Source organism: Streptomyces sp. NPDC041068 (genome assembly GCF_040647455.1).
Taxonomy (GTDB): domain Bacteria; phylum Actinomycetota; class Actinomycetes; order Streptomycetales; family Streptomycetaceae; genus Streptomyces.
Genome location: NZ_JBEZCG010000015.1, coordinates 83,989 through 107,775, shown reverse-complemented (window position 1 = coordinate 107,775; position 23,787 = coordinate 83,989). Strand labels below are relative to the sequence as shown.

Below are 23,787 nucleotides of genomic sequence, written 5' to 3'. Positions count from 1 at the left end.
GAGAAGCCCCTCGCGCAAGCGAGGGGCTTCTTGCATGTACGGGGCAGGGGCTCAGCCCGTCGTGACCTTCACCGTCCACGCCCCCGAGGACGTCCGCCCCTCCACCTCGACGCGCACGTCGGTGCCGGGCACCGTGAAGCTCTCCCCCACCCGCACCGGAGCGTCCGCCAGCTGCGGATAGACCGAGTCGCCCCAGCAGGACTCGGACTCCGGGTGGGCGTCGACGACCTCGATCGGGCCCCCGCCGGACGCCGTCTCGTTCCGCACCTCGTAGACGAGCACGCCCTCCGTGCACGTCGCGTGGTCGTTGCCCGCGGGCCCCCGCGCCTCCAGGGCGATCGCCGCGTCCCGGCCCGTGCGGACCACCGCCAGCTTCGTGCCGCCGAGCGCGCCGGGCGCGGGGGCCGCCGACAGCGGCTCCAGGGTCAGCCGCTCCGTGCCCGTGCCCACGCACCGCACCTGCCGCGGCTCCAGCCAGCCCAGCTTCCACTTGTGCCAGCCGAAGAGGTCGGGGGCGAGGCCGAACTGGCTGCCCATGACGTCCCAGTCCCCGACGTAGGTGTCCCAGTCGCCCTTGCCGTCGGTCGGCCGGTGGTAGAGGTCGGGCAGGTCGAAGACGTGGCCCGTCTCATGGGCCAGGACGTTGCGGTCCGGCGGGTGGCGCTCGAAGACCGTGACGATGCGCCGGATGTCCGTGCCGTCGGCCCGCATCGGCCGGTCGAAGTTCACGACCTTCGTGGCGTCCGAGTCGACGCCCGGCGCGTCCGGGTCGGCGACGAAGTACACGATGTCGTACCGCGAGAAGTCCACGTGCGGATCGGCGGCGGCCACCGCGTCCCGCAGGTAGGCGCTGCGCCGCTGGGCGTTCCAGTCGCGCTGTATGGCGTACGAGAGGGAGTCCTCCGGCATCTCCACCCACTCGCGCTGGGGGTGCGGTTCCAGCTTGAACCTGCCGTACGAGGCGCGCTCGAAGAACCGGCTGGTGGCCGGGAAGTAGTCAGCGGTCAGCTCCTCGGGGGTGGTCAGCGGCGGGGAGTCGGGGAACGACAGGAAGACCATCACGGCGTTCAGGGTCCGGGTCGGCCGCGGATAGGCGGTGTTCCAGGTGTCGAGGCCCTCCGAGTGGTGCGCGGCGGTGCGGCGCAGGGCGCACGGTCCCGCCGCGGACTCGGCGATCGCGGGGCCGGCGACCAGGGAAGTGGCGGCCAGAGCGGTCAGCGAGGTGAGCAGCGCCGCAGTGGTGCGCAGACGGGAATTCTCCCCTCCACGGGTGAGTCCCCAAGGGGGGAGCTGACGCGGCACGTCGACCTCCGGGTGCGGAATGCGGGACACCCCACCCACCCTGTGATGTTTTGTTGAGCTTCGCCCTGTTTGTCTGGCCCTTCCGAGTGAGCGACGGGCAAGGGGGCGACACCCCGACCGCTCATCGATCGTCACAAGCGATCGGGTCCCAACGGAACCAGTTCAGTGCCGAGCAGAAACGATCTGTCGTCGGCAGTGGGCCCCGCCCGGCCCGGTGGCGCGGCTGGAACGGGTCTCTGGCCTGCCTCTATGATCGGTCCACTTTCCTGCGCGGGCCCGGCCTCCATGCCACCGCCAGCCACCTGCCCGCCGCCCGACGAGACCTGTTCGAGTACAAACTGCACTGCGGGAGCAAGCGGTGAACGGAACGTCCGAAGGGCCCACCCACCCCACGGCGGTCACAGCGCCAGGCCGAGCCCGCCCCACCTTCTCGGGCCGCCGCGCCCCGGAGCGGGCCGCCCCCGAGCGGGCCGACTACCGCGGCGCTTTCAGAGCCGCCCCTCTTCCCCTGGCCGTCGTCGACGAAGAGGGCCTCGTCGTCGACGCCAACGACGCCCTGGCCGCCCTCCTCGGCACCGCCCCCGACGCGCTCGCCGGGCGCATCGCCGCGGACCTGGTCGACCTGGCCTCCGACGCCCGCACCTGGCACGCGTACCGCGAGGTGCTGCGGGGCCGGCAGGCCAAGCTGCGCTGCACCCGGCGCCTGAAGCACCCCGACGGGCACTCCCTGTGGGTCCAGGTCACCGTCTCACCGATGCCGACACCCGAGCCCGCGGTCCGGGGCTCCGGCAGAACCGTGCTGCTCGCCGTCGCCGACATCAGCGCGCGCCGCGAGCTGCAGGCCAGGCTGCGCCATGTACAGATGCACGACCCGGTGACCCGGCTGCCCAACCGCAACCTCTTCTTCGAGCGCCTGGCCGCCGCGCTCGAGGCGGGTGCGTACGACGACACGAGCACCGGCAGGATCGGGCTCTGCTATCTCGACCTCGACGGGTTCAAGGCGGTCAACGACACCCTCGGCCACCGGATCGGCGACCGGCTGCTCGCCGCCGTCGCGGAACGGCTCACGCGCTGCGCCGACCAGGCCGGGTACGGCAGGGCGACGGCTCCGCTCGTCGCGCGCCTGGGCGGCGACGAGTTCGCGCTGCTCGTCGAGGACTCGACCGGCACGGATCAGCTGGCGGACCTCGCCGAGACGACGCTGAAGGCCCTGCAGGAACCGTTCAACCTCTCCGGGCAGCGGCTCTCCGTTTCCGCGTCCATCGGCGTCGTCGAGCGGCGCGCCGCAGGCACCACCACGACGGGGCTCATGCAGGCCGCCGACACCACGCTGTACTGGGCGAAGACCGACGGCAAGGCCCGCTGGACCCTCTTCGACCCCGAGCGCAACGCCCACCGCATGACCCGCCAGGCGCTCTCCAGCTCGCTGCGGCCCGCCGTCGAGCGCGGCGAGTTCGTCCTGGACTACCAGCCGCTGGTGGGCCTCGACGACGGGGGCGTACGGGGCGTGGAGGCACTGGTGCGGTGGCGGCATCCGCAGTTCGGACTATTGACGCCGAATCGGTTCATCGGATTGGCCGAGGAGGACGGGTCGATCGTGCAGCTCGGCCGCTGGGTGCTGCGCAGCGCCTGTCGGCAGGCCCGGCGCTGGCAGCTGGCGCACCCGGAGCGGGAGCCGGTGTTCGTGAGCGTCAACGTGGCGGTGCGGCAGGTGTGGGACTCCGACCTGGTCGCGGATGTCGCGGAGATCCTCGCCGAGACCGAACTCCCCTCCGAACTGCTGCAGTTGGAGCTCACCGAGTCCGCCGTGATGGGGTCGGCGGGGCGGCCGCTGCAGGCCCTGCAGGCGCTCAGCGACATGGGGGTGCGGATCGCCATCGACGACTTCGGGACGGGGTACTCGAACCTGGCGTACCTGAGCCGGCTTCCGGTGTCCGTGCTGAAGCTGGACGGGTCCTTCGTACGGGGCTTCCAGTACGAGGAGGGTGAGGCGCACATCAATCCCGCCGACGAGATCATCGTCGAGGCGATGGTGCAGCTCGCGCATCGCCTCGGGCTGACGGTGACCGCGGAGTGTGTCGAGACTGCGTCTCAGGCCGGTCGGCTTCGGCGGATCGGGTGCGACACGGGGCAGGGGTGGCTGTACTCCCGGCCCGTGCCGCCGGATCGTATCTCCGTGCTGCTGCGTGGGGGTGGGGACTGAACCGCCGCTTCGCGGCGGATGTCTCCCACCCGCCCGCCCGTTTGCCTTGGGGTGAAATCGGGACGTAGGAGCCTTTCGCCTCCTACGCCTCCTACGCCTTCGGCAAACCGTACGCGTCCGCTATCAACTCGTACGAGCGCAGGCGCACTTCCCCGGTGTGCGCGTTGGCCGTGATCACCAGTTCGTCGGCGCCCGTGCGCTTGGCCAGGTCGTCCAGGCCCGTGCGGACCTGGTCGGCGGTGCCGTGGATGACGTTGGAGTTCCAGCTGGTGACGAAGTCCCGCTCCATCTCCGTGAAGTGGTGCGCCGCCGCCTCCTCGGGGGTGGGGACGAGGCCGGGGCGGCCCGTGCGCAGGCGGATCATGTTCAGGGCCGCGGCCCTGACCTGGCGGCGCGCCTCGTCCTCCTCGTCGGTCGCGAGGGCCGAGACGCCGATGAGGGCGTACGGGGCGTCGAGGACCGCGGAGGGCTTGAACGACTCGCGGTAGAGGTCGAGCGCCGGGATCGTGTTCTGCGCCGAGAAGTGGTGCGCGAAGGCGAACGGCAGGCCGAGGACTCCGGCGAGTCGGGCGCTGAAGCCGGAGGAGCCGAGCAGCCAGATCGGCGGGCGGTGGGTGGACTGGACGCCGCCGGGCGAGGTCCCCTGGACGGGCCCGGGGACCGCGTGGATGCGGCTGTACGGGTGGCCGTCGGGGAAGTCGTCGTCCAGGAAGCGGGTCAGCTCGGCCAGTTGCTGCGGGAAGTCGTCGGCGCCTTCGTTCAGGCGGTCCGTGCGGCGCAGGGCCGCGGCGGTGGCGCCGTCGGTGCCGGGGGCGCGGCCGAGGCCCAGGTCGACGCGGCCGGGGGCCATCGCCTCCAGGGTGCCGAACTGTTCGGCGATGACGAGCGGGGCGTGGTTGGGCAGCATGACGCCGCCGGAGCCCAGGCGGATGCGGTCCGTGTGGGCGGCGAGGTGGGCCAGGATCACGGCCGGCGAGGACGAGGCGACGCCCGGCATGGAGTGGTGCTCGGCCACCCAGTAGCGGTGGTAGCCGCGGCTCTCGGCGAGCCTCGCGATCTCGACGCTGGTGCGCAGCGCGTCGGTGGCGGTGCGCCCCGCGCCGACGGTGACCAGGTCGAGCACGGACAGGGGCACGGGCGCGGTTCCGTGCCGCTCGCCGCGGATGCCGTCGTCGGTCGGGTCCACTGTCACTGGGGGTGCCTCCTGCGCTGCGTACGTACGTCTCCTGGGTACGGGAGAGCCAACAGGAGGCACACTCCGTTTTATTCCCCGCACGTCGGACCGCCCGCTCGTACCACTACCGTTCCTGCCATGGCTGATCCGCTGAAGACCCTCGTCGACGGAGTCGAGGTCGAGGTGCCCAACACCATCCCCGACATCCGCGCCGCCCTGCCCGAGGAACGGCGCACGGAGTTCGACCGGGCCATCAACGAAGCCGGGGTCGACGAGATCCACGCCGTGATGCGGCACTGGATGCTCGAAGCCGTGCCCGATCCCGACGCCGAGGCCCGTCTCGCGCGCCTGGCCTCCGACGAGGCCGAGAGGCGGGGCACGTCGTGAGCCCTCGCCACCGCAGGGGCCACCGCGTCACCTACGCGCCGCCCGCCGACGACACCCTCGCCAAGATGGGCGACGCCGACACCTTCCGCGCCGTCCTCGCGCGCACCGTGGGCCGCGATCCCTACGGCCACGGGTCGACGCCCGTGCGGGACGACCCGGACCGCAGGGAGGCGACGGTCAACGGCGCCATCGTCCTCTACTACGTCTCCGGGTCGGTCCAGACGTTAACCGTGGTCAGACTGATCCTGAGTCCGTGACCTGGCAGCCCTTCGCCTCTCAGCCCTTGACCTGGACCAAGGGTTCCTTCGTGAACAGGGAGCCCAGTGCGGGGGCGTTGACCCTGCGCCGGGCCAGGCGCAGGGCCTCCCAGACCGTGACCTGGTTCGCCGTCAGGACGGGCTTGCCGATGGCCTCCTCCAGCTCGCGCACGTACGCCGCCGTGTGGAGGGCCGTGTCCGGCAGGAGGAGCGCCTCGGCGTCCGCGTGGTCGCCCTCGCGGGCCAGCGCGTGGACCTCGTCGCGGCCCCATGTGCCGACCTCCACCGCCGTGATGATGCCGCTCCCGCGGACCGAGACGACCTCCGCGCCCGCCGCCTTGAGGAAGGCCGAGAAGTGCCCCGCCACGTCCTCCGGGTACGTCGCCGCGATCGCGACGCGGGTCGCGCCCACCTCGCGCAGGGCGTGGGCGAAGGCGAACGAGGTCGAGGACGCGGGCAGGCCCGCCGCCCTCGCCAGGTTGCGGACCTGTTCGTGGGCGCCCTCCCAGCCGTAGACGAAGCTGGCGCTGGTGCACGCCCACACCACGGCCTCCGCGCCGGAGAGCCGCAGCTCCTCGACGCCCGCCACGAGCCGGTCGGCCGAGCCCATCTCCAGGAGCGCGTCGACCCGGTGCGCGTCCTCGCCGATGTCGGTGTGGACGACCTGCAGCCGGACGTCGCTGCCGAGCATCTGCTCCATGCGGGGGTAGTCGTCCTCGGCCGAGTAACCCGGGTAGAGAAATCCGAGTGCCGTCACGTCCAGCCTCCTCCTTCTGCGGTTGGTCCTGCGGGCGGCCCTTCGGGCAGGCCCTGCGCCGGCGGTGGCGGGTTCAGCGGGCTCGCGCCCGGCCGAGCCCCCGGATCGATCAGCGCCTGGTAGGGCCCTACCGCACGGGTACCCAGCCGACGCAGCGCGGACCACATCGTCACCTGGTTCGCGGAGATCACCGGCATGCGCAGCTCCGCCTCCAGCTGCGGGATGACGTCGTACGTCGGCAGGTTCGTACAGCTGATGAACAGGGCGTCGACGGAGCCGTGGACGGCGCGGCGCGCCATGTCCGCCACATCCCGGTAGGGGACCTTCCAGATGTGCCGGGTCAGGCCCAGATAGGCCCGGCCCGCGACGGTGACCCCGGCCTCGGCGAGGTACTCCTCCAGGGACTGGGTCACCGACCAGGTGTAGGGCGTGACGAGCGCGATGCGCCGGGCGCCCAGTTCGTCGAGCGCCTCCAGGAGCGCGCCCGACGTGGTCACCGAGGCGACCGCGCCCTCCCGCGTCATGGCCTCGCACATCGCGCGCTCGCCGGCGGTGCCGCCGACGAAACTGCCCGACGTACAGGCGTACGCGAGGACTTCGGGCTCGGCGGCGGTCAGTGCGCGGACCGCCTCGGCGAGCGTCTCGTGCTCGCTGACCAGGCGTGCCAGGTCGAGGCTCACCTCGACGGGCACGTACGGCGTACGGGTCAGATGGAGAGAGACCTCGTCCGGGATCCAGCGCCACAGTTCGCGGTCGAGGGCGAAGTCGAAAGGGGCGACGACACCGACACCTCGTTGTGGGTGCGGTCCGCCGAGAAAGGAGACGTCCATGAGCAGGCCCCAAGTTCGTGCGTGGTGATGTGAGGGACCGGCCGGGGGCCGGGGACGAGCGATGCCGGCGACGCGCCGGGACGTCGGGACGGGGATGCCTGCGCGGGCTTGCCGCACAGAGGGTGCGAACGGTTGCACGGAGAGTACGCGATTGTCGGGATGCCGGTACGGCAGAGCCTCTGTTGACGAAGGTAGGTTCGGGTGCCAGCGTGGTCAATCCGCACATCTCAGACGGCCGAGCCGTACCTCTTCAGGGAAGCGGAACCTCATTGCGAAACGGTTTCCCCACGATGTCCGAAACGAAGTCGGAAGCGTCACCCGAAACGACCGTCCTCGTCCTTGACGCCGGGCCGCCCACACCGCCGCCCCGGCTCGGCAGCCTGACGGGGCGCGCCCGCGTCCTGCACGCGGACGAGTCCACGCTGGCCGGGCAACTGCCGCTCGCCGACGTGCTGTTGGTGTGGGACTTCACCTCGGACGCGGTGCGCCGCGCCTGGCCGGGCGAGGGGCGCAGACCGCGCTGGGTGCACACCGCGAGCGCGGGCGTGGACCATCTGATGTGCCCCGAACTCGCCGCGTCCGACACGCTGGTGACCAATGCGCGCGGCGTCTTCGACCAGCCCATCGCCGAGTACGTCGCCGCGCTCGTCCTTGCCATGGCCAAGGATCTGCCGCGCACCCTGGAGCTGCAGCGCGAGCACTCCTGGCGCCACCGCGAGACGCGGCGGATCTCCGGCACGCGCGCGTGCGTGGTGGGTTCGGGGCCGATCGGGCGGGCCATCGTCCGTACGCTCAAGGCGCTCGGCATCACCACGGCGCTGGTGGGCCGCACCGCGCGGGCCGGGGTGCACGCCTCCGAGGACCTCGACCGGCTGCTCTCGCGCGCCGACTGGGTGGTGTGCGCGGCGCCGCTCACGGACGAGACGCGCGGCATGTTCGACGTGCGGCGCTTCGGCGTCATGCAGCCGTCGGCGCACTTCATCAACATCGGGCGCGGCCCGCTCGTCGTCGAGGACGACCTGGTGGCCACCCTGTCCAAGCGGTGGATCGCGGGCGCCGCCCTCGACGTCTTCGAGCACGAGCCGCTGCCCGCGGACAGCCCGCTGTGGACGACGCCGGGGCTCCTGGTCTCGCCGCACATGAGCGGCGACACGGTCGGCTGGCGGGACGAACTTGGCGCTCAGTTCCTGGAGTTGTACAAGGCCTGGGAGTCCGGTCGGCAGCCGGTGAACGTGGTCGACAAGAAACGTGGGTATGTCCCAGGGCATTGATCACCCCCCGAGATCAATGCCCCGGGATCACCCCGACTGCCTCCTGAGGAGCGTGCATGACCGAGCTCACGGATCTCACCGCCGTACAACTCGTCGACGGCTACCGCAAGGGCGAATTCAGTCCGGTCGACGCCACCCGTGCCGTGCTCCGACGGGCCGAGGAGACCCAGCCGGCGGTGAACGCGTTCGTGCGGATCGAGGCGGAGTCGGCCCTCGAACAGGCCGCGGCGAGCGCGGATCGGTGGCGGCGCGGTGAGCCGCAGGGCCTGGTGGACGGCGTACCGGTGTCGGTGAAGGACCTGCTCCTGCTGCGCGGCGGGCCGACGCTGCGGGGGTCGATGACCGTGCGCCCGGAGGGCAGTTGGGACGAGGACGCGCCGTCGGTCGCCCGGCTGCGGGAGCACGGCGCGGTCTTCGTCGGCCGCACGACGACCCCGGAGTTCGGCTGGAAGGGCGTCACGGACAGTCCGCGGAGCGGAATCACCCGCAATCCGTACGACACCTCGCGCACCTCGGGCGGCTCCAGCGGGGGCAGCGCGGTGGCCGTGTCCGTCGGTGCGGGCCCGCTGTCGCTCGGCACGGACGGCGGCGGCTCGGTGCGGATTCCCGCGGCGTTCTGCGGGATCTTCGCCCTGAAGCCGACGTACGGCCGGGTGCCGCTGTATCCGTCGAGCCCCTTCGGCACGCTCGCCCATGTGGGGCCGATGACGCGTGACGCGGCGGACGCGGCGCTGATGATGGAGGTGATCACGGGGCCCGACCCCCGTGACTGGTCCCAACTCGGCGCCGTGGCGGGGAGTTTCAGGGCCGGCCTCGACGGCGGTGTGCGCGGGCTGCGCGTCGCGTACTCCCCCTCGCTGGGCGGGCAGGTCGCGGTGCGTCCCGCCGTCGCGGCGGCCGTGCGGCGGGCGGTGGAGTCCCTCGCCGCGCAGGGGGCGTACGTGGAGGAGGCGGACCCCGACTTCTCCGATCCCGTGGAGGCCTTCCACACCCTGTGGTTCAGCGGGGCCGCGCGCGTCGTGCAGCACTTCGCGCCCGCGCAGCGGGAGTTGCTGGATTCCGGGCTGCGGGAGATCTGCGGGCAGGGCGCGCGGTACAGCGCGCTCGACTACCTCGCGGCCGTCGACGTACGCATGGACCTCGGGCGCCGCATGGGCCGCTTCCACTCGACGTACGACCTGCTCGTCACGCCGACGCTGCCGGTCACCGCGTTCGAGGCGGGGGCCGAGGTGCCCAAGGGTGCGGGGCACCGGCGGTGGACGGGGTGGACGCCGTTCACGTACCCCTTCAACCTGACCCAGCAGCCCGCCGCGACGGTGCCCTGTGGGGTGGACGGGGACGGGCTGCCGGTCGGGGTGCAGATCGTGGGGGCACGGCATGCGGACACGGTGGTGTTGCGGGCCGCGCACGCGCTGTACGAGGCGGGCAGCGCGGGAGTCGCGCCGCCCGCTCTGAGCTGAACCGCGCTACGCGCGACGGAAGTTCAGCGTCTCCCCCTGTGCGCCCGCGCGCCACAGGTCGTTGCAGGCCTCGGCCATGCGGTCGAGGCCTTCGACGATCTGGCCCCAGACGATGCCGGGGACCCAGCCCACGTCGCCGTTGAGGAGCAGGTTGTTCCGTTCGTAGAAGAGGGCCAGGTCGACGACGGTGGTGCCCGCCTTCACATCGGCCGCGGGTTCGTAGCCGTACGCCTGTGTCCCCAATTCCGTACCGGAGAAGGAGAAATAACAGAGATCTCCCGGGATGGGGGTGACGGTCGGATTCTCCAGGGGCGGCTCGCGGTCCGCGAAAGCAGGAAAGAGGGCATAGATCTCATTGCGCGCATACTTCGCGTGATAGACGTCCGAGCCGAGCGGCAGTGCCTCCCACACCGCCGCGCAGGTCACCGGAGCCCGGTCGTCGAGCAGCTTTGCCGTGCACTGAACTCCCCGCTTGGCGAGGGAGACTTCGATGAATCGCTCTGCCATGTGTCCCATGCTCCTCCCTGGGTCAAGGGCACAACGATTGCATCAGGGGCCTGAATTCACCGGCATATCTCGTGTCGAGTCGGGTAGCCGCGCGGCCATGGCTCCACCACTGAGGAAAGACACAGAGAGCAACGGGACAGAAAAGTCCGAAAGAGGACACACAGGGAGACGCGCGGGGATACGCCGACGATCCCTGCTGACGGGCGCGGCCGCGATCGGTGCCGTCGGCGCCCTGGGCGCGGCGGGCTGCAGCAGGGTGCCCACGGGTGACACCCTGGCGCGCCTGAAGTCGCAGGGCACGGTGCGGCTCGGCATCGCGGGCGAGGCGCCGTACGGCTACATCGACGAGGACGGGAAGTTCACGGGCGAGGCGGTGGAGCTCGCCAAGGTGATCTTCAAGCGCCTGGGCGTCGACAACGTGCAGCCCGTCGCCACCGACTTCAGCTCGCTCATCCCGGGCCTGACGACGCAGCAGTTCGACGTGGTGTCGGCGGGGATGTACATCAACAAGGACCGGTGCCAGACGGTCATCTTCTCCGACCCCGAGTACCAGATGCTGGACTCGTTCATCGTCCCCAAGGGCAACCCGAAGAACATCCACAACTACGAGGACGCCTTCGAGCAGAAGGCGAGGATAGCCACCGGGCCCGCCTACGCGGAGATCGAGTACGCCATCGCGGCGGGCTACAAGCGCAGCGAGGTCGCCATCCTCCAGGACCCGGTCGCGGGCATGAACGCCGTCGAGTCCGGCCGCATCGACGTCTTCGCCGGCACCGCGCTGACCAGCCGTGACGTGGTCCGCAAGAGCAAGAAGGCCGAGGCCACCAAGCCGTTCGCGACGGTCATCGACGGCGAGAAGCAGATCGACGGCGGCGGCTTCACGTTCCGGCCCACCGACACCAAGATGCGGGACGCCTTCAACGTGGAGATCCACAAGATGAAGAAGAGCGGCGAGCTCTTCCGGATCCTCGAGCCGTTCGGCTTCACCAAGGCCGAAATGACCACGCTGACCGCAGAGGAGCTGTGCAAATGACAGCGGGACTGTGGGAACACTGGGTCATACCCGGCATCTGGATCACCATCCAGCTGACGCTCTACAGCGCGGCCCTCGCGACCGTCGTCGCCTTCGGCATCGGCATCGCCCGCACCCATCACTCGCGCTTCGTGCGCTTCCTCGCGGGCTTCTACACCGAGGTCTTCCGCGGCACCTCGTCGCTGGTCCTGATGTTCTGGATCTTCTTCGTCCTGCCGCAGCTGGTGGGCTGGGCGCTGGTCCCGATGTGGGCGGCCGTGCTCGCACTCGGACTCTCCTACGGCGCGTACGGCGCCGAGATCGTGCGAGGCGCCCTGAACGCGGTGACGCCCGCCCAGCGCGAGGCGGGGGTCGCGCTGAGCTTCACGCCGTGGCAGCGGATGCGGCTGATCCTGCTGCCGCAGGCGGTGCCCGAGATGATCCCGCCGTTCTCGAACCTGCTGATCGAGCTGCTCAAGGGCACCGCCCTGGTCTCGCTGCTCGGCATCGGTGACGTGTCCTTCGCCGCCTATCTGGTGCGGCTCGCGACCACGGAGAGCGCGCAGATCTACTCGATCACCCTGGTCATCTACTTCGTGATCGCGTTCGTACTCACCCGCGGCATGCGCGCCATCGAGCGCAAGGCCAAGGCGGGCATCGGGCAGCGGCCCGAGAAGGGCACCGGCATCATGCGCAGGCTCGGCAACCGTCAGACGGCCAAGGAAGTCGCCCCGCTGGGCGGGGGTGTCTCCTCGTGAACAACGGAACCGACAAGTGGGACTGGGGTGCCGTCGCGGACTTCATGCCGCACTTCTGGGAGGGCCTGCTCACCACCCTGCAGATCCTCGCCCTCGGCTCGCTGATCTCCTTCTCGCTCGGCCTGGTGTGGGCGCTGGCGTTCCGCGCGCCGACCCGCTTCGTCCGCTGGCCGGTGGGGATCGTCACCGAGTTCATCCGCAACACCCCGCTCGTGGTCCAGCTGTTCTTCCTGTTCTTCGTGCTGCCGGAATGGGGCATCCAGTTCTCCGCGCTGACCACCGGCATCGTCGCGATCGGCCTGCACTACTCGACGTACACCGCGCAGGTCTACCGCGCGGGCATCGAGGCCGTGCCCGCGGGCCAGTGGGAGGCGGCGACCGCGCTGAGCCTGCCCTACCGGCGCACCTGGACCGCGGTGATCCTGCCGCAGGCGATCCGCCGCGTGGTGCCCGCCCTCGGCAACTACGTCATCGCGATGCTGAAGGACACCCCGCTGCTCTCGGCCATCAGCGTCCTGGAGCTGCTGCAGCGCGCCCGTCTGCAGGCCGCGGAGACCTTCCAGTACACCGAGGCCCTGACCGTCGTCGGCATCGCCTTCATCCTCATCGCCTATCCGTCCTCCCTCCTCCTCCGAGCCCTGGAGCGCCGTCTTGTCCACTGACACCAACCTCTCCAAGGACCAGCCGAACCCGGCGGTGGACGGCAGCGAGCTGATCCGCTTCGACAAGGTCGTCAAGCGCTTCGGGTCCAACACGGTCCTCGACGAGCTCGACTTCTCCGTGGCCTCGGGCAAGCACGTCACGCTGATCGGCCCGTCCGGCTCCGGCAAGACGACGATCCTGCGCCTGCTGATGACGCTGCTCAAACCGGACGAGGGCACGATCAAGGTGGGCGGCGAGTACCTGACCCACCAGGAGAAGAACGGCAAGCTCGTCCCGGCCGGCGAGAAGCACGTCCGCGAGGTCCGCAAGAACATCGGGATGGTCTTCCAGCAGTTCAACCTCTTCCCGAACATGAAGGTCCTGCGCAACATCATGGAGGCGCCGGTCACCGTCCTCGGCCTGTCCAAGGACGAGGCGGAGGTGCGGGCGCGCGAGCTGCTCGACCTGGTCGGGCTCGGCGACAAGTGCGACGCCTACCCGACGCAGCTCTCCGGCGGCCAGCAGCAGCGCGTCGCGATCGCGCGGGCGCTCGCGATGCGGCCGCAGGTCCTGCTCCTCGACGAGGTGACGTCCGCGCTCGACCCCGAACTGGTCGCGGGGGTCCTCGACGTGCTCCGCGACATCGCGCACACCACGGACATCACGATGCTCTGCGTGACCCACGAGATGAACTTCGCCCGTGACATTTCGGACCAAGTGTTGATGTTCGACTCGGGCCGGGTCATCGAGTCCGGGACGGCGGAGAAGATCTTCACCGAGCCCGAGCACGACCGGACGCGGGAGTTCCTCAGCGCGGTGCTGTGACCGGATGCCGTCACGCCCGGGGCCGCGGGGCAGGTCCGCGGCCCGGGGCATGACCTGGGCATATGCCAGAGTGGCGCGTTCCTGTTGACAGGGCCGGAGCGCGCCGCCAATCTCCCCAACAGCCGCTCCGAATGCGCCACTTGGCGGTTATCGTGGGACAGAGCCCAGCTGTCCGGAACCGTTCCACGCAGGGGGAAGCCGTGGCGTTGAAGCACGAGGCGACCGCGCCGCACCACTCCGTACAGAGCGCCCTGCGGGTGCTCGAAATCGTCGCCCGGCACGGCACCGGAGTGACCGCGGCGGAGCTCGCCCGCGAGACCCGGCTCCCCGCCACCCAGCTGACCCCGCTGCTGCGCATGCTGCGCCAGGAGGGGTACGTCGAGCAGCTCGCCGACGGCGCGGGCGCCTACGTCACCGGGGAATCCCTCAGCCGCCTCGGCTCGGCCGAGCACCACGCCGAGGCCCTGCGCGAGAAGCTCCAGCGCACCCTGGACGGCCTGCGCGACTCGATCGGCGCCGCTGTCTACATCAGCCGCTATCTGGACGGCGAGGTCCGCATCACCGACGTGGCGGCAGGCCCCCGCACCCCCGCGGTCAACGAATGGGTGGACTTCCGCTCCTCCGCCCACGCCAGCGCGGTCGGCAAGAGCCTGCTGACCCAGCTCGACGTGAACGGCCGCAGGGATCACCTCTCCCGGCACAAGATGGCTCGCCTCACCTCGCAGACGATCACGAACGAGCGGGTCCTGCTGAATCGTCTCGCCGCGCAGCCCGCGACGGTGCCGATGCTGGATCTCCAGGAGTACGCGGTCGGCACGGTGTGTGCGGCGGTGCCGATCACCGCGGGGGCCGCGGTGGGGTGCCTCGCGCTTTCCCTGCCGGTGGAGCATGCGCATCGGCTGCGCGAAGCGGCGGATACGTTGAATCGTGGGGCGGCGCCTGTGCTGCTGTCCCTCGCGATCTAGTTTTTCGCCTGCGGGCTGTGTGTGGCTTGTCGCGCAGTTCCCCGCGCCCCCTTCGGGGGGGGCGCGACTCAGCCGTGGTCAAGGGCACCCCCCGGGACCAGGTACTATTTACTCGTCAGCAAGCGCCGCTAGCTCAGTTGGTTAGAGCAGCTGACTCTTAATCAGCGGGTCCGGGGTTCGAGTCCCTGGCGGCGCACAGACAGTGAGAAGCCCCTCGCGCAAGCGAGGGGCTTCTTGCGTTCCCGGGGTCGCCGGCCCGGGTCAGGCCGCGCCCTCGCGGACGGGGGCGCCGACCCGGTTCATGTGGGTGAGGGCCTCGCGGTACGACTCCAGGAGCCCCGTCTCGTAGTAGGAGACGCCCTTCTCCGCGCAGAACTCCTTGGTGATCTCCGCGGCACGCGTCAGCGCGGGGGTGGGCATGCTCGGGAACAGATGGTGCTCTATCTGGAAGTTCAGGCCGCCCATGGCCACGTTCACGAGGGGGCCGCTGCGCACGTTGCGCGAGGTCAGCACCTGGCGCCGGAGGAAGTCGAGGTCCATCTCGGGCGTGACCATCAGCATGCCCTTGTGGTTCGGGGCGAAGACACAGCCCATGTAGACGCCGAGCACCGCCTGGTTCACCGCGATGAAGGCGACGGCCTTGCCGGGCGGCAGCGCGGCGAAGACGGCCCAGAAGTAGCCGACGAAGTGGGCGACCAGCAGGGCGCCCTCCAGGAACGGGCGCTTCATCGTCGGGCTGCCCAGGGCGCGGAAGCTGTTGAAGCTGAGGTTCAGGCCCTCCAGGAGCAGCAGCGGAAAGAAGAGGTAGGCCTGGCGTCGGCAGATGAAGCGCGGCAGGCCCTTCGCCTGCTCGGCCTGGCGCTGGGACCACACCAGGATCTCGGGGGCCACGTCCGGGTCGCGCTCCTCGTGGTTGGGGTTGGCGTGGTGGCGGGTGTGCTTGTTCATCCACCAGCCATAGCTCATCCCCATCAGGAGGTTGCCCGCGATCCGGCCGCCGATCTCGCTGGGTGCCCTGCGGCTGAACACCTGGCGGTGGGCGAGGTCGTGGCACATCAGCGCCAGCTGGGCGAGGACGACCGAGAGCAGCGCCGCGACGCCGAGCTGCAGCCAGCTGTCGCCGAGCGCGAACAGCGCGTACCAGGTCCCCGCGAAGGCCAGCAGCACCAGCGTGCAGCGCACCGTGTAGTAGACGGGGCGGCGGTCGAGTAACCCCTCCCGGGCCATCCGGCGGCTGAGCTGGGCGAAGTCGCTGCCGGCGGCTGTCTGCGGGCGCGGCGCGACTGCGCTACGGGACATGTGAACTCCTCGATCGGGCACTCTCAGGAACCTGGAGCGGAGCGGCACGGCACGTGCCGTGCCAAACCGTGCGCAAGTCTGGGGACGCGGGCTGTCTTCTGTCAATACGGCACGTGCCGTGCCGGGTACGGTGGGTCCATGGCCGATTCACGCAACGCTCCCGCGGACCGCAAGGACCCCGGGCGCACCGACGCCGTCCTGCAGGCCGCGCTCGCCCTCGCCCAGGAGGTCGGGTACGCGAAGCTCAGCATCGAGGGCATCGCCTCCCGCGCCGGCGTGGGCAAGCACACGATCTACCGCCGGTGGCCGTCGAAGGGCGCCGTCTTCCTCGACGCCATGGAGGCCGCGGTGGGTCCCGCGCTGCGCTTCCCGGAGACGGGGGACGTCAGGGCGGACCTGCGCGAGCAGATCCTCGCCGGGTCCGACTTCCTCGGGAAGCCGCCGTTCGGTCCGCTGTACGCCGCCCTGATCGGGGAGGCCCAGCGCGACCCCGCGGTGAAGCAGGCCCTGTACGAACGGTTCCTGCTGCCCATCGAGCAACAGACGATCGACCGGCTGCGGACGGCCCAGGAGCAGGGTCAGCTCGCACCCGGGCTCGACCTGGCGCTCGCCCAGGACGTGCTCTACGGCCCGCTCTACTACCGCTGCCTGGTGACAACGGAGTCGGTGACACCCGCGTACGTCGACGCCCTGCTCGACACGCTCTTCGACGGGTTCGAACCGTCCTGACGGACCACGTCCCGACGACACTGTCAGGCCGCTGTCAGCAAGGCCCTCGAACCTGGGTGCGGTACTTGCAGGACTCCGGGGGCTTGGGGGCAGGATGGTCTGGTTGCAGTGCGCCGAACCGCGGCCGTTCGCGGCGCAGCGGGTGATCTGTTTCCCGCACGCCGGAGGGTCGCCCTATTTCTTCCGTGGCTGGGCCAAGGCGCTCACCGGATTCGAGGTGCACACGGTGTGCTATCCCGGGCGTGCGGAGAGAATCACCGAATCCCCCGCCACCGACATCCTGAGCATGGCGCGTCATATCGCCGTCTCCGTAAAGGAATTGATGGCCGACGGCCGGCCCACCGCTCTCTTCGGGCACAGCATGGGGGCGTTCATCGCCTATGAGGTCTGCGCCGCGCTGGAGGACGAGGGACATGAACTCAGTCATTTCTTCGCCTCCGGGGCGCGGGCGCCGCATTTGACGCGGCCCGATCCCGACGCGGAGAGCACATGGGACGACGAGGCGGTGGCCGAGCTCCTGCTCGAATTGGGCGGTACGGACGCCGAACTCCTGGAGAACCGGGCCTTTCTCGATCTGGTGATGCCCTACATCAAGGCCGACTTCCGGATGCTCGCCTCCTACGACCGGTCCGAGCGGGGCCCGCTGTCGACCCCCGTCACCGCCGTCGTCGGCGAGGAGGACCCCCGGGTGAGCGCCGAGCAGGCGGCCGCCTGGGGCGAGGCGACCCGCGGCGCCTTCCGGATGCGGACGGTGCCCGGCGGTCACTTCTACCTCGCCGAGCAGCCGCCCTTCGACGTCATCACGGAGTCAGTGGGCGACTCCGCCTGACCGGCCCGCGTTCTCGCGGTACATCTCGGCCAGCAGGAAGGCCAGGTCCAGGGACTGCGTGTGGTTGAGGCGGGGGTCGCAGGCCGTCTCGTAGCGCTGGTGCAGGTCCTCGGGCAGGATCGCGTTGCCGCCGCCGACGCACTCGGTGACGTCGTCCCCGGTGAGCTCGACATGGATGCCGCCGGGGTGGCTGCCCAGTTCGTGGTGGACCTCGACGAAGCCGCGCACCTCGTCCAGGATCGCGTCGAACCTGCGCGTCTTGTGGCCGCTCGCCGCGGTGATCGTGTTGCCGTGCATCGGGTCGCTGACCCAGCAGACCTGCGCGCCCTCGGCGTTGACCTTCTCCACCAGCGTGGGCAGCAGATCGCGGATCTTGTCGGCGCCCGCCCTGACCACGAAGGTCAGCCGCCCCGCCTCGCGGTCCGGGTCGAGCCGCTCAAGCAGGGCCAGGACGTCGTCGGGCCTGGTGGCGGGGCCGAGCTTGACCGCGATGGGGTTGGCCACGCGGGAGAAGTACTCGACGTGCGCGCCGTCCAGGTCACGGGTGCGCTCGCCGATCCACAGCAGATGGCCGCTGGTGGCGTAGGCCCGGCCGGAGTCGGAGTCGACGCGGGTCAGGGCCGATTCGTAGTCCAGCAGCAGGCCCTCGTGGCTGACGAAGAACTCGGCGGTGCCGAGCTCCCGGGTGTCGACGCCGCACGCGCGCATGAAGGCCAGGCTGCGATCGAGCTCACGGGCCAGCATCTCGTAACGCTCACCGGCCCGGGAGTCCGCGACGAAGCCCTGGTTCCAGGCGTGCACCTGGCGCAGGTCGGCGAAGCCGCCGGTGGTCAGGGCGCGGACGAGGTTGAGCGTGGTCGCCGACGACTCGTACATCTTGCGCAGGCGACCCGCGTCGGGCCGCCTCGATGCCGCGGTGAACTCCAGGCCGTTCACCGCGTCGCCCCGGTAGGAGGGCAGCACGAGATCGCCCCTGCGCTCCTCGGAGCTGGAGCGCGGCTTGGCGTACTGGCCGGCCATCCGGCCGACCTTCACCACCGGCAGGGCGGTGGCGTGGGTGAGGACGACGGCCATCTGCAGGAGGGTCTTGAGCTTGCCGCGGATGGCGTCGGCCGTCGTGCGCGCGAAGGTCTCCGCGCAGTCGCCGCCCTGGAGGAGGACGGCCTCGCCGCGCGCCACCGCCGCCATCCTGCGGCGCAGCAGGTCGCATTCGGCCGCGAAGACCAGGGGCGGCAGGGCAGACAACTGGGCCGCCACCTCGCGCAGTTCGGCCGGGTCGGGCCATTCGGGCTGTTGTGCCGCGGGAAACTCGCGCCAGGAATCGGCGGCGTCATTCTTCGCTTCGGGTTCCCTCTTGCTGATTCTCATTGCTGCCTTCCGTGCGGGCGGCGGACAGGGAGGAAGAGCTCTGAAAGGTGCGCGAGATGTGCAACGCCCGGCTCTTGTCGCCGAGTTGGATGTGCACCAGCTCAATCCAAGGAGTCCGCCTCGGTCAAGCGAATCCGGAGTGGTCCGCATCCGGGGACACGGATTGGTCTGGCACCGCCGACGCGCCCGCTGATTTGCTGATCACGGCCGAACGGATCGAATCGGCCGTTTCTGTCAACGGCACCGAATTCACAGGGAGTTCACCATGCCGGGAACGAACACGATCGGTGTCGTGGTCACCGATACCGAGCTGCCGCGCCACGATCCCCTCGACCTGTACGTGCACCTGCGGGAGCTGCTCCCGGATCGGGACGTCTTCCTCTTCGAGAGCGTGGACGGCGCCGACCAGGACCGCCGCTCGGCCGTGGTCGGCGCGGGCCGGCTCGCCGAGATCAGGGTCTTCGACGGGCGCGTGGAGATCGACGGCACCGGGCCCCTCGCCCCGGCCCTGGCGCGGGCGGCCGCCGCGCTCGGCATGACCGAGGACGCCTGCGCGGACCCCGGCGCGCACGGACTGCGCTTCACGGGGCCCGACCAGATGTGGGGCCTCCTTGCCGACGCACAGCGGCTGTTCGACGTGGACACCCGCGTCCCCCCGGCCTCGTACGCCTTCGGCTTCCTGACCACGTTCGCGTACGAATCCGCCTGGCACATGGAGGAGTTGCCCGAGCGCACCAAGGAGCCGCGCGGTCCCGACATCACGCTCACGCTCTTCCGTGACACGGTCTGGTACGACCTGAACACGGGTGTCATACGTCAACTCAGCGCTGACAGCGACGCGTTCGCACAGGCCCCCGCGCCGGTGGACGTGGCAGGCCTTGCCCGGCGGGCCGCCGAGGCGCCCGCGCAGGCGCCCGCCGTTCCCGAGGCGCCCACCCCCCTGTCGGTGCGCGACAGCGTGAGCCGGGAGACCTTCCTGGACTGGGCCGACCGCTGCCTGGAGCACATCAGGGTCGGGGACATCTACCAGATCCAGATCGGCCACCGCATCGACGTGGAGACCCCGCTGACGCCCGTCGAGGTGTACCGCAGGCTGCGGGGCCGCAATCCGTCTCCGTACATGTATCTGATGCCCCGCGCGGGCAGCACGCTGATCGGCGCGAGCCCCGAGCTGTTCTTCCGCATCGAGGGCGACACGATCGAGATGCGGCCCATCGCGGGCACCACGCGGCGCGGCCCCGACGAGGAGGAGAACCAGCGCCGCATCAAGGAGATGCGGGAGAGCACCAAGGAGCAGGCCGAGCACATCATGCTGGTCGACCTGTGCCGCAACGACATCGGCCGGGTGACACGGCCCAGCACCCAGCCCGTCGACCGGCTGATGGCGGTGGAGAGCTTCAGCCACGTCTTCCACCTCGTCTCCTCCGTCTCAGGGCTGCTCCAGGAGGACGTGGGGGCCTGGGACGCGGTCCGCGCGACCTTCCCCGCGGGGACGATGACCGGGGCGCCCAAGGTCCGCGCCATGGAGATCATCGACGGCCTGGAGGAGCAGCGGCGCGGGAGCTACGCGGGTGCCGTGGGGCTCGTCGACGTACGCGGCTGGAGCGAGCTCGCGCTGTGCATCCGCACGATCGAGTACGACGGGAGCACGTACTCCACCCAGAGTTCGGCGGGCATGGTCGCCCAGTCGGAACCCGCTGCCGAGTGGCGGGAGACCCTCGCCAAGATGGGGGCCGCCTACTGGGCGCTCACCGGTGAGGAGCTGCTGCCGTGACCACCGCCGAACCGAAGGGCGTACCGGACATGAAGGTCCTGCTGATCGACGCGTACGACAGCTTTGTGCACATCATCGACCAGTACCTGCGCACCCTGGGGGCGCGCACCGAGGTCGTGCGGTCCCTGACCCGCTCCCCCGACGACCTTGCCGCTTCGCGCCCCGACGCGGTGGTGCTCGGCCCGGGTCCCGGCCACCCTGCCGAGTCCGGTCACGTCGAGCTGGTGCACCGGTTCGCCGGGCAGGTGCCGCTGCTCGGCGTGTGCCTGGGGCACCAGGCCGTCGCGCTGGCCCACGGCGGCCGGATCGAGGTGGCCGACCAGGTGATGCACGGCCGGACCAGCGTGGTCACGCACGACGGCGAGGGGCTCTTCCAGGGGCTCGGCAACACCCTCGAAGTCACCCGCTACCACTCGCTGATCGTGGCCGAGCCGCTCCCCGACGAGCTGGTCACCACCGCGGTCGCCACCGACCACGGCTATGTGATGGGGCTGCGGCACCGCACGCTGCCCATCGAGTCGGTGCAGTTCCACCCCGAGTCCATCACCACCACGGGCGGGCTCGACATGATGCGCAACTTCCTCACCTCCGCGGCGCGTTCACGGGCGGGGCTCACCAACGCCTGACCGCGCCGAGCGCGCGGACGGCCTCGGTCACCCCGGAGCGCGGCAGATGGGCGTGGCCCACCACCAGGGCCGGGGCGTCCCCGCGCGGTCGGGCGTGGAACGCCGCGGCCCCGCGCACCAGGACGGAGCGGCGCAGCGCCCCGGCCACGAGCGCCCCCTCGTCGGCCCGCCGGGGCAGCTGGACGTAGGCGTGCAGCCCGGCTCCCGGGCCGAGCACCGTGGCGCCGGGCAGATGTCTGCGCACCGCCTCGTCCAGGGCCTGCCTGCGGCTGCGGGCAAGGGAGTTGAGGCGCCGCAGATGGCGGTCGAACAGGCCGGTGCTCAGGAGTTCGGCGAAGGCCAGCTGGGTGAGGTGCTCGGTGCCGAGGTCGTGCCGGGCGCGGGCCCGTAGGAGCAGGTCGAGCATCGGCTCCGGGGCCGCGATCCAGCCCAGGCGCAGGCCCGGCGAGAGGGACTTGCTCGCGGTGCCCGCGTAGACGACGCGGTCGGGCATCGTGCGCTGCAACGCAAGGGGCCTGACGCCTCGTTCGTACCAGAGGCCGCCGTCGTAGTCGTCCTCGATCACCCAGCCGTCGACGTCCTCGGCCCAGCGGGCCAGGGCCTCGCGGCGCTGTGCGGACAGGGTGACGCCGGTGGGGAACTGGTGGGCGGGGGTGACCAGGACGGCGCGCGCCCCGGACGCGGCAAGGGCATCGACGTCGATGCCCTCGTCGTCGACCGGGACGGGCACCGCCCGCAGCCCGCTCTCGCGGACGAACTGGCGCTGGCCCGGGTGGCCCGGGTCCTCGATGGCGAGCGCGTCGATGCCCAGGCGCCGCAGGACGGGGCAGAGCAGCCCGAGCGCCTGCGCGAAGCCGCCCACCACCATGATGTGCTCCGGGGTGGTCCGTACCCCTCTCAACCTGCCCAGATACGAGGTGAGTTCGCGGCGCAGCGCGGGCTCACCGGCCAGCGGCGGGTAGTCGTGGTGGGACAACTCCGCCACATGCAGGGCTTGTTGGTAGCAGCGCAGCCATTCGCGACGCGGGAAGTCGGGGACGTTGCTGCCGCCGGGGCGCAGGTCCCAGCGGACCTGCGGCACCTGTCCCTCGTCGAGGAGGGCGGGCACGACGGGCTTGTCCTCCAGGTGGCCCACCACCCTGGTGCCCGCGCCCTGGGCCGCCTCCAGATAGCCCTCGGCGACGAGTTGTCCGTACGCCTCCACGACCACGCTGCGCGAGACGTCGAGGTCGCCCGCGAGCCGGCGGCTGGACGGCAGCCGCGTGCCGGGGTGGAGAATCCCCTCGGATATCTCCCTCTTGATGAATTCCTGGATCTGTGACGTCAGGGAATCCGTGGAATCCCTGACCACCTCGACCGCCATGTGCAGGGCCACCGGCCCATCCTTTCTGAAGTGGTCCGTACCGGTCACCGGACAGTGGTCTGGAAAGGACGTGCCGCCGTTTACAGACTGGTCGGCGAAACGTCCGCTTGCGCCTTTCGAGGAGAGTCCCCGTGACTGCCGAGCCGCAGGGTCGTACCTGGCCGCAACTGCTCAACTCACTGCTGGAACGCAGAGATCTGACCGCTCACGACACGGCCTGGGCGATGGACCAGGTGATGTCGGGCAGCGCCGGGGCCGCCAAGCTGGCCGGTCTCCTGGTGGCGCTGCGTGCCAAGGGCGAGACCGTCGACGAGATCGAGGGCATGGTGCGCGCCATGTACCTGCACGCCGTGCCGCTCGATGTGCCGGGCCCCGCGGTGGACATCGTCGGGACCGGCGGCGACGGCTCGAACAGCGTCAACGTCTCCACGATGTCGGCGGTCGTGGCGGCCGCCGCGGGCGCCCGGGTGATCAAGCACGGCAACCGCTCCGCGTCCTCGGCCTGCGGCTCCGCCGACGTCCTCGAGGAGCTGGGCGTTGCGCTGACCCTGGAGCCCGAGCAGGTCGCCTCGGTCGCCGAGGAGACCGGCATCACCTTCTGCTTCGCCCCGGCGTTCCATCCGGCGATGCGGCACGCGGCGGGGCCGCGCCGCGACCTCGGCATCCGCACCGCCTTCAATCTGCTGGGCCCACTGGCGAATCCGGCAAAGCCCACCGCACAGGCGGTCGGAGTCGCGGACCGGCGCCAGGCGCCGCTGCTCGCGGGGGTGCTCGCCCGGCGCGGCGTTTCGGCGCTGGTCTTCCGCGGCGACGACGGGATGGACGAGCTGACGGTCACCACTACCTCCACGGTCTGGTCGGTCGTCGGGGGCGAGGTGCGCACCGAGTCGTTCGACCCGCGGGACATCGGCATCGACCACGCGCCCGCCGCCGCGCTGCGGGGCGGGGACCGCGCCCACAACGCGCGGGTGGCGCACGAGGTGTTCGCCGGGGCCAGGGGTCCCGTGCGGGACGCCGTGCTGCTGTCGGCGGCGGCCGGGCTCGCGGCCCTGGAGCCCAGCGAGCGGCCCGTCACCGAGCGGATCGCGGCCGGGGTGGAGCGGGCCGCCGACGCCATCGACTCGGGCGCCACGGCCGACGTGCTCGAACGCTGGGCCGCGGTCACCGTCAAGCACACGCAGGGCGGTTGAGCGGGCCTGGGTCGAACCGGCCTGCGTCGGCCCGCCCTGCGGCCCCGGCAACAACCCCGCACCCACGGGACCGCCACCAGAGCGGAACCGGCCCACGAAACCAACGACTCCGAAACCTCGCCGACCAGGCTCGAACACCGGGCCACCGCCACCGTCAAGCACGCGCAGGGCGGTTGAGCGGGCCTGGGTCGAACCGGCCTGCGTCGGCCCGCCCTGCGGCCCCGGCAACAACCCCGCACCCACGGGACCGCCACCAGAG

The 23,787-nt window shown here is 70.9% G+C and carries 23 protein-coding genes and 1 tRNA gene; 16 read left to right on the top strand and 8 right to left on the bottom strand.

All coding sequences use genetic code 11. The annotated features are described in order from the left end of the window. Positions 1-51: 51 nt before the first annotated feature. Positions 52-1,332 carry a M6 family metalloprotease domain-containing protein gene (locus tag AB0B50_RS31485; protein ID WP_362339195.1) on the bottom strand — a complete coding sequence of 427 codons (1,281 nt, stop codon included), beginning with the start codon at positions 1,330-1,332 and terminating at the stop codon, positions 52-54. Positions 1,333-1,660: 328 nt separating this feature from the next. Between AB0B50_RS31485 and AB0B50_RS31480 the strand changes: the two genes are divergently transcribed. Further along, on the top strand, positions 1,661-3,505 hold the full coding sequence (locus tag AB0B50_RS31480; protein WP_362339194.1) for an EAL domain-containing protein: 1,845 nt from the start codon (positions 1,661-1,663) through the stop codon (positions 3,503-3,505). A gap of 91 nt (positions 3,506-3,596) precedes the next feature. On the opposite strand, the gene AB0B50_RS31475 is transcribed toward AB0B50_RS31480, so the two are convergent. Beyond that, the gene (locus tag AB0B50_RS31475) at positions 3,597-4,691 is read right to left on the bottom strand and encodes an LLM class flavin-dependent oxidoreductase (protein ID WP_362339319.1); all 1,095 of its coding nucleotides are present in this window, start codon (positions 4,689-4,691) and stop codon (positions 3,597-3,599) included. A gap of 126 nt (positions 4,692-4,817) precedes the next feature. Between AB0B50_RS31475 and AB0B50_RS31470 the strand changes: the two genes are divergently transcribed. Further along, a complete protein-coding gene (locus AB0B50_RS31470) occupies positions 4,818-5,066 on the top strand; it encodes a hypothetical protein (protein ID WP_362339193.1) in 249 nt (82 codons plus the stop codon). A gap of 65 nt (positions 5,067-5,131) precedes the next feature. Further along, positions 5,132-5,323, top strand: coding sequence for a hypothetical protein (locus tag AB0B50_RS31465; protein WP_362339192.1), 192 nt, complete (start codon positions 5,132-5,134; stop codon positions 5,321-5,323). A gap of 19 nt (positions 5,324-5,342) precedes the next feature. Here AB0B50_RS31465 and AB0B50_RS31460 read toward each other — a convergent pair whose 3' ends face one another. Together AB0B50_RS31460 and AB0B50_RS31455 are read right to left on the bottom strand one after the other, a co-directional pair. After that, the gene (locus AB0B50_RS31460; protein ID WP_362339191.1) at positions 5,343-6,080 is read right to left on the bottom strand and encodes a decarboxylase; all 738 of its coding nucleotides are present in this window, start codon (positions 6,078-6,080) and stop codon (positions 5,343-5,345) included. After that, positions 6,077-6,910: a decarboxylase gene (locus AB0B50_RS31455; RefSeq protein ID WP_362339190.1), complete on the bottom strand. Its 834-nt coding sequence runs from the start codon at positions 6,908-6,910 to the stop codon at positions 6,077-6,079. The genes AB0B50_RS31460 and AB0B50_RS31455 overlap by 4 nt, the downstream gene beginning before the upstream one ends. Positions 6,911-7,200: 290 nt before the next feature. Here AB0B50_RS31455 and AB0B50_RS31450 point away from each other — a divergent pair, with 290 nt between their 5' ends. Beyond that, entirely contained in the window at positions 7,201-8,181 is a 981-nt protein-coding gene (locus tag AB0B50_RS31450) for a D-2-hydroxyacid dehydrogenase (protein WP_362339189.1), read from the top strand. 56 nt (positions 8,182-8,237) lie between these two features. Continuing rightward, positions 8,238-9,641 (top strand): amidase, encoded by a 1,404-nt coding sequence (locus AB0B50_RS31445; RefSeq protein WP_362339188.1) that lies wholly within the window; start codon positions 8,238-8,240, stop codon positions 9,639-9,641. A gap of 6 nt (positions 9,642-9,647) precedes the next feature. On the opposite strand, the gene AB0B50_RS31440 is transcribed toward AB0B50_RS31445, so the two are convergent. Beyond that, positions 9,648-10,148 (bottom strand): DUF3830 family protein, encoded by a 501-nt coding sequence (locus tag AB0B50_RS31440; RefSeq protein WP_362339187.1) that lies wholly within the window; start codon positions 10,146-10,148, stop codon positions 9,648-9,650. A gap of 178 nt (positions 10,149-10,326) precedes the next feature. Here AB0B50_RS31440 and ehuB point away from each other — a divergent pair, with 178 nt between their 5' ends. The 6 genes from ehuB (at position 10,327) to AB0B50_RS31410 (ending at position 14,546) form a co-directional block, all read left to right on the top strand. Continuing rightward, complete coding sequence (ehuB, locus tag AB0B50_RS31435; RefSeq protein ID WP_362339318.1) at positions 10,327-11,181, top strand: ectoine/hydroxyectoine ABC transporter substrate-binding protein EhuB; 855 nt, start codon at positions 10,327-10,329, stop codon at positions 11,179-11,181. Further along, on the top strand, positions 11,178-11,918 hold the full coding sequence (gene ehuC, locus AB0B50_RS31430) for an ectoine/hydroxyectoine ABC transporter permease subunit EhuC (RefSeq protein ID WP_362339186.1): 741 nt from the start codon (positions 11,178-11,180) through the stop codon (positions 11,916-11,918). Before ehuB ends, ehuC begins: the two co-directional genes overlap by 4 nt. Positions 11,919-11,962: 44 nt before the next feature. Next, the gene (gene ehuD, locus AB0B50_RS31425) at positions 11,963-12,580 is read left to right on the top strand and encodes an ectoine/hydroxyectoine ABC transporter permease subunit EhuD (RefSeq protein ID WP_362339317.1); all 618 of its coding nucleotides are present in this window, start codon (positions 11,963-11,965) and stop codon (positions 12,578-12,580) included. Further along, complete coding sequence (gene ehuA / locus AB0B50_RS31420; protein ID WP_362339185.1) at positions 12,570-13,385, top strand: ectoine/hydroxyectoine ABC transporter ATP-binding protein EhuA; 816 nt, start codon at positions 12,570-12,572, stop codon at positions 13,383-13,385. Before ehuD ends, ehuA begins: the two co-directional genes overlap by 11 nt. 200 nt (positions 13,386-13,585) lie before the next feature. Continuing rightward, the gene (locus tag AB0B50_RS31415) at positions 13,586-14,350 is read left to right on the top strand and encodes an IclR family transcriptional regulator C-terminal domain-containing protein (protein ID WP_362339184.1); all 765 of its coding nucleotides are present in this window, start codon (positions 13,586-13,588) and stop codon (positions 14,348-14,350) included. 122 nt (positions 14,351-14,472) lie between these two features. Continuing rightward, positions 14,473-14,546 (top strand) — tRNA-Lys (locus AB0B50_RS31410). A 65-nt stretch (positions 14,547-14,611) separates the two neighbouring features. Here the strand turns inward: AB0B50_RS31410 and AB0B50_RS31405 are convergent. Continuing rightward, positions 14,612-15,649, bottom strand: a complete 1,038-nt coding sequence (locus AB0B50_RS31405) for an acyl-CoA desaturase (RefSeq protein ID WP_362339183.1) — start codon at positions 15,647-15,649, stop codon at positions 14,612-14,614. A gap of 138 nt (positions 15,650-15,787) precedes the next feature. Between AB0B50_RS31405 and AB0B50_RS31400 the strand changes: the two genes are divergently transcribed. Together AB0B50_RS31400 and AB0B50_RS31395 are read left to right on the top strand one after the other, a co-directional pair. Further along, entirely contained in the window at positions 15,788-16,378 is a 591-nt protein-coding gene (locus AB0B50_RS31400) for a TetR/AcrR family transcriptional regulator (RefSeq protein ID WP_362339182.1), read from the top strand. Between the two features lie 94 nt (positions 16,379-16,472). After that, complete coding sequence (locus AB0B50_RS31395) at positions 16,473-17,207, top strand: alpha/beta fold hydrolase (protein WP_362339181.1); 735 nt, start codon at positions 16,473-16,475, stop codon at positions 17,205-17,207. Here the strand turns inward: AB0B50_RS31395 and AB0B50_RS31390 are convergent. Next, on the bottom strand, positions 17,187-18,575 hold the full coding sequence (locus AB0B50_RS31390) for a class II 3-deoxy-7-phosphoheptulonate synthase (protein WP_362339180.1): 1,389 nt from the start codon (positions 18,573-18,575) through the stop codon (positions 17,187-17,189). The two genes, AB0B50_RS31395 and AB0B50_RS31390, sit on opposite strands and share 21 nt — an antisense overlap. A gap of 265 nt (positions 18,576-18,840) precedes the next feature. On the opposite strand from AB0B50_RS31390, the gene AB0B50_RS31385 reads away from it, so the two are divergent. Then, positions 18,841-20,349, top strand: coding sequence for an anthranilate synthase component I family protein (locus tag AB0B50_RS31385; protein WP_362339179.1), 1,509 nt, complete (start codon positions 18,841-18,843; stop codon positions 20,347-20,349). Between the two features lie 29 nt (positions 20,350-20,378). Then, positions 20,379-20,975 carry an aminodeoxychorismate/anthranilate synthase component II gene (locus tag AB0B50_RS31380; RefSeq protein ID WP_362339316.1) on the top strand — a complete coding sequence of 199 codons (597 nt, stop codon included), beginning with the start codon at positions 20,379-20,381 and terminating at the stop codon, positions 20,973-20,975. Here the strand turns inward: AB0B50_RS31380 and AB0B50_RS31375 are convergent. Next, complete coding sequence (locus AB0B50_RS31375; protein ID WP_362339178.1) at positions 20,962-22,350, bottom strand: PLP-dependent aminotransferase family protein; 1,389 nt, start codon at positions 22,348-22,350, stop codon at positions 20,962-20,964. The two genes, AB0B50_RS31380 and AB0B50_RS31375, sit on opposite strands and share 14 nt — an antisense overlap. A gap of 119 nt (positions 22,351-22,469) precedes the next feature. Between AB0B50_RS31375 and trpD the strand changes: the two genes are divergently transcribed. Continuing rightward, a complete protein-coding gene (gene trpD / locus AB0B50_RS31370; RefSeq protein WP_362339177.1) occupies positions 22,470-23,528 on the top strand; it encodes an anthranilate phosphoribosyltransferase in 1,059 nt (352 codons plus the stop codon). Positions 23,529-23,787: the final 259 nt, after the last annotated feature.

Excerpts from the sequence above, each read along its gene's own strand:
- AB0B50_RS31470 (WP_362339193.1), top strand. The coding sequence starts at position 4,818 with ATGGCTGATCCGCTGAAGACCCTCGTCGACGGAGTCGAGGTCGAGGTG.
- AB0B50_RS31465 (WP_362339192.1), top strand. The coding sequence starts at position 5,132 with ATGGGCGACGCCGACACCTTCCGCGCCGTCCTCGCGCGCACCGTGGGC.
- AB0B50_RS31455 (WP_362339190.1), bottom strand. The coding sequence starts at position 6,910 with ATGGACGTCTCCTTTCTCGGCGGACCGCACCCACAACGAGGTGTCGGT.
- AB0B50_RS31450 (WP_362339189.1), top strand. The coding sequence starts at position 7,201 with ATGTCCGAAACGAAGTCGGAAGCGTCACCCGAAACGACCGTCCTCGTC.
- AB0B50_RS31445 (WP_362339188.1), top strand. The coding sequence starts at position 8,238 with ATGACCGAGCTCACGGATCTCACCGCCGTACAACTCGTCGACGGCTAC.
- AB0B50_RS31440 (WP_362339187.1), bottom strand. The coding sequence starts at position 10,148 with ATGGCAGAGCGATTCATCGAAGTCTCCCTCGCCAAGCGGGGAGTTCAG.
- ehuC (WP_362339186.1), top strand. The coding sequence starts at position 11,178 with ATGACAGCGGGACTGTGGGAACACTGGGTCATACCCGGCATCTGGATC.
- ehuD (WP_362339317.1), top strand. The coding sequence starts at position 11,963 with ATGCCGCACTTCTGGGAGGGCCTGCTCACCACCCTGCAGATCCTCGCC.
- AB0B50_RS31405 (WP_362339183.1), bottom strand. The coding sequence starts at position 15,649 with ATGTCCCGTAGCGCAGTCGCGCCGCGCCCGCAGACAGCCGCCGGCAGC.
- AB0B50_RS31400 (WP_362339182.1), top strand. The coding sequence starts at position 15,788 with ATGGCCGATTCACGCAACGCTCCCGCGGACCGCAAGGACCCCGGGCGC.
- AB0B50_RS31395 (WP_362339181.1), top strand. The coding sequence starts at position 16,473 with ATGGTCTGGTTGCAGTGCGCCGAACCGCGGCCGTTCGCGGCGCAGCGG.
- AB0B50_RS31390 (WP_362339180.1), bottom strand. The coding sequence starts at position 18,575 with ATGAGAATCAGCAAGAGGGAACCCGAAGCGAAGAATGACGCCGCCGAT.
- AB0B50_RS31385 (WP_362339179.1), top strand. The coding sequence starts at position 18,841 with ATGCCGGGAACGAACACGATCGGTGTCGTGGTCACCGATACCGAGCTG.
- AB0B50_RS31380 (WP_362339316.1), top strand. The coding sequence starts at position 20,379 with ATGAAGGTCCTGCTGATCGACGCGTACGACAGCTTTGTGCACATCATC.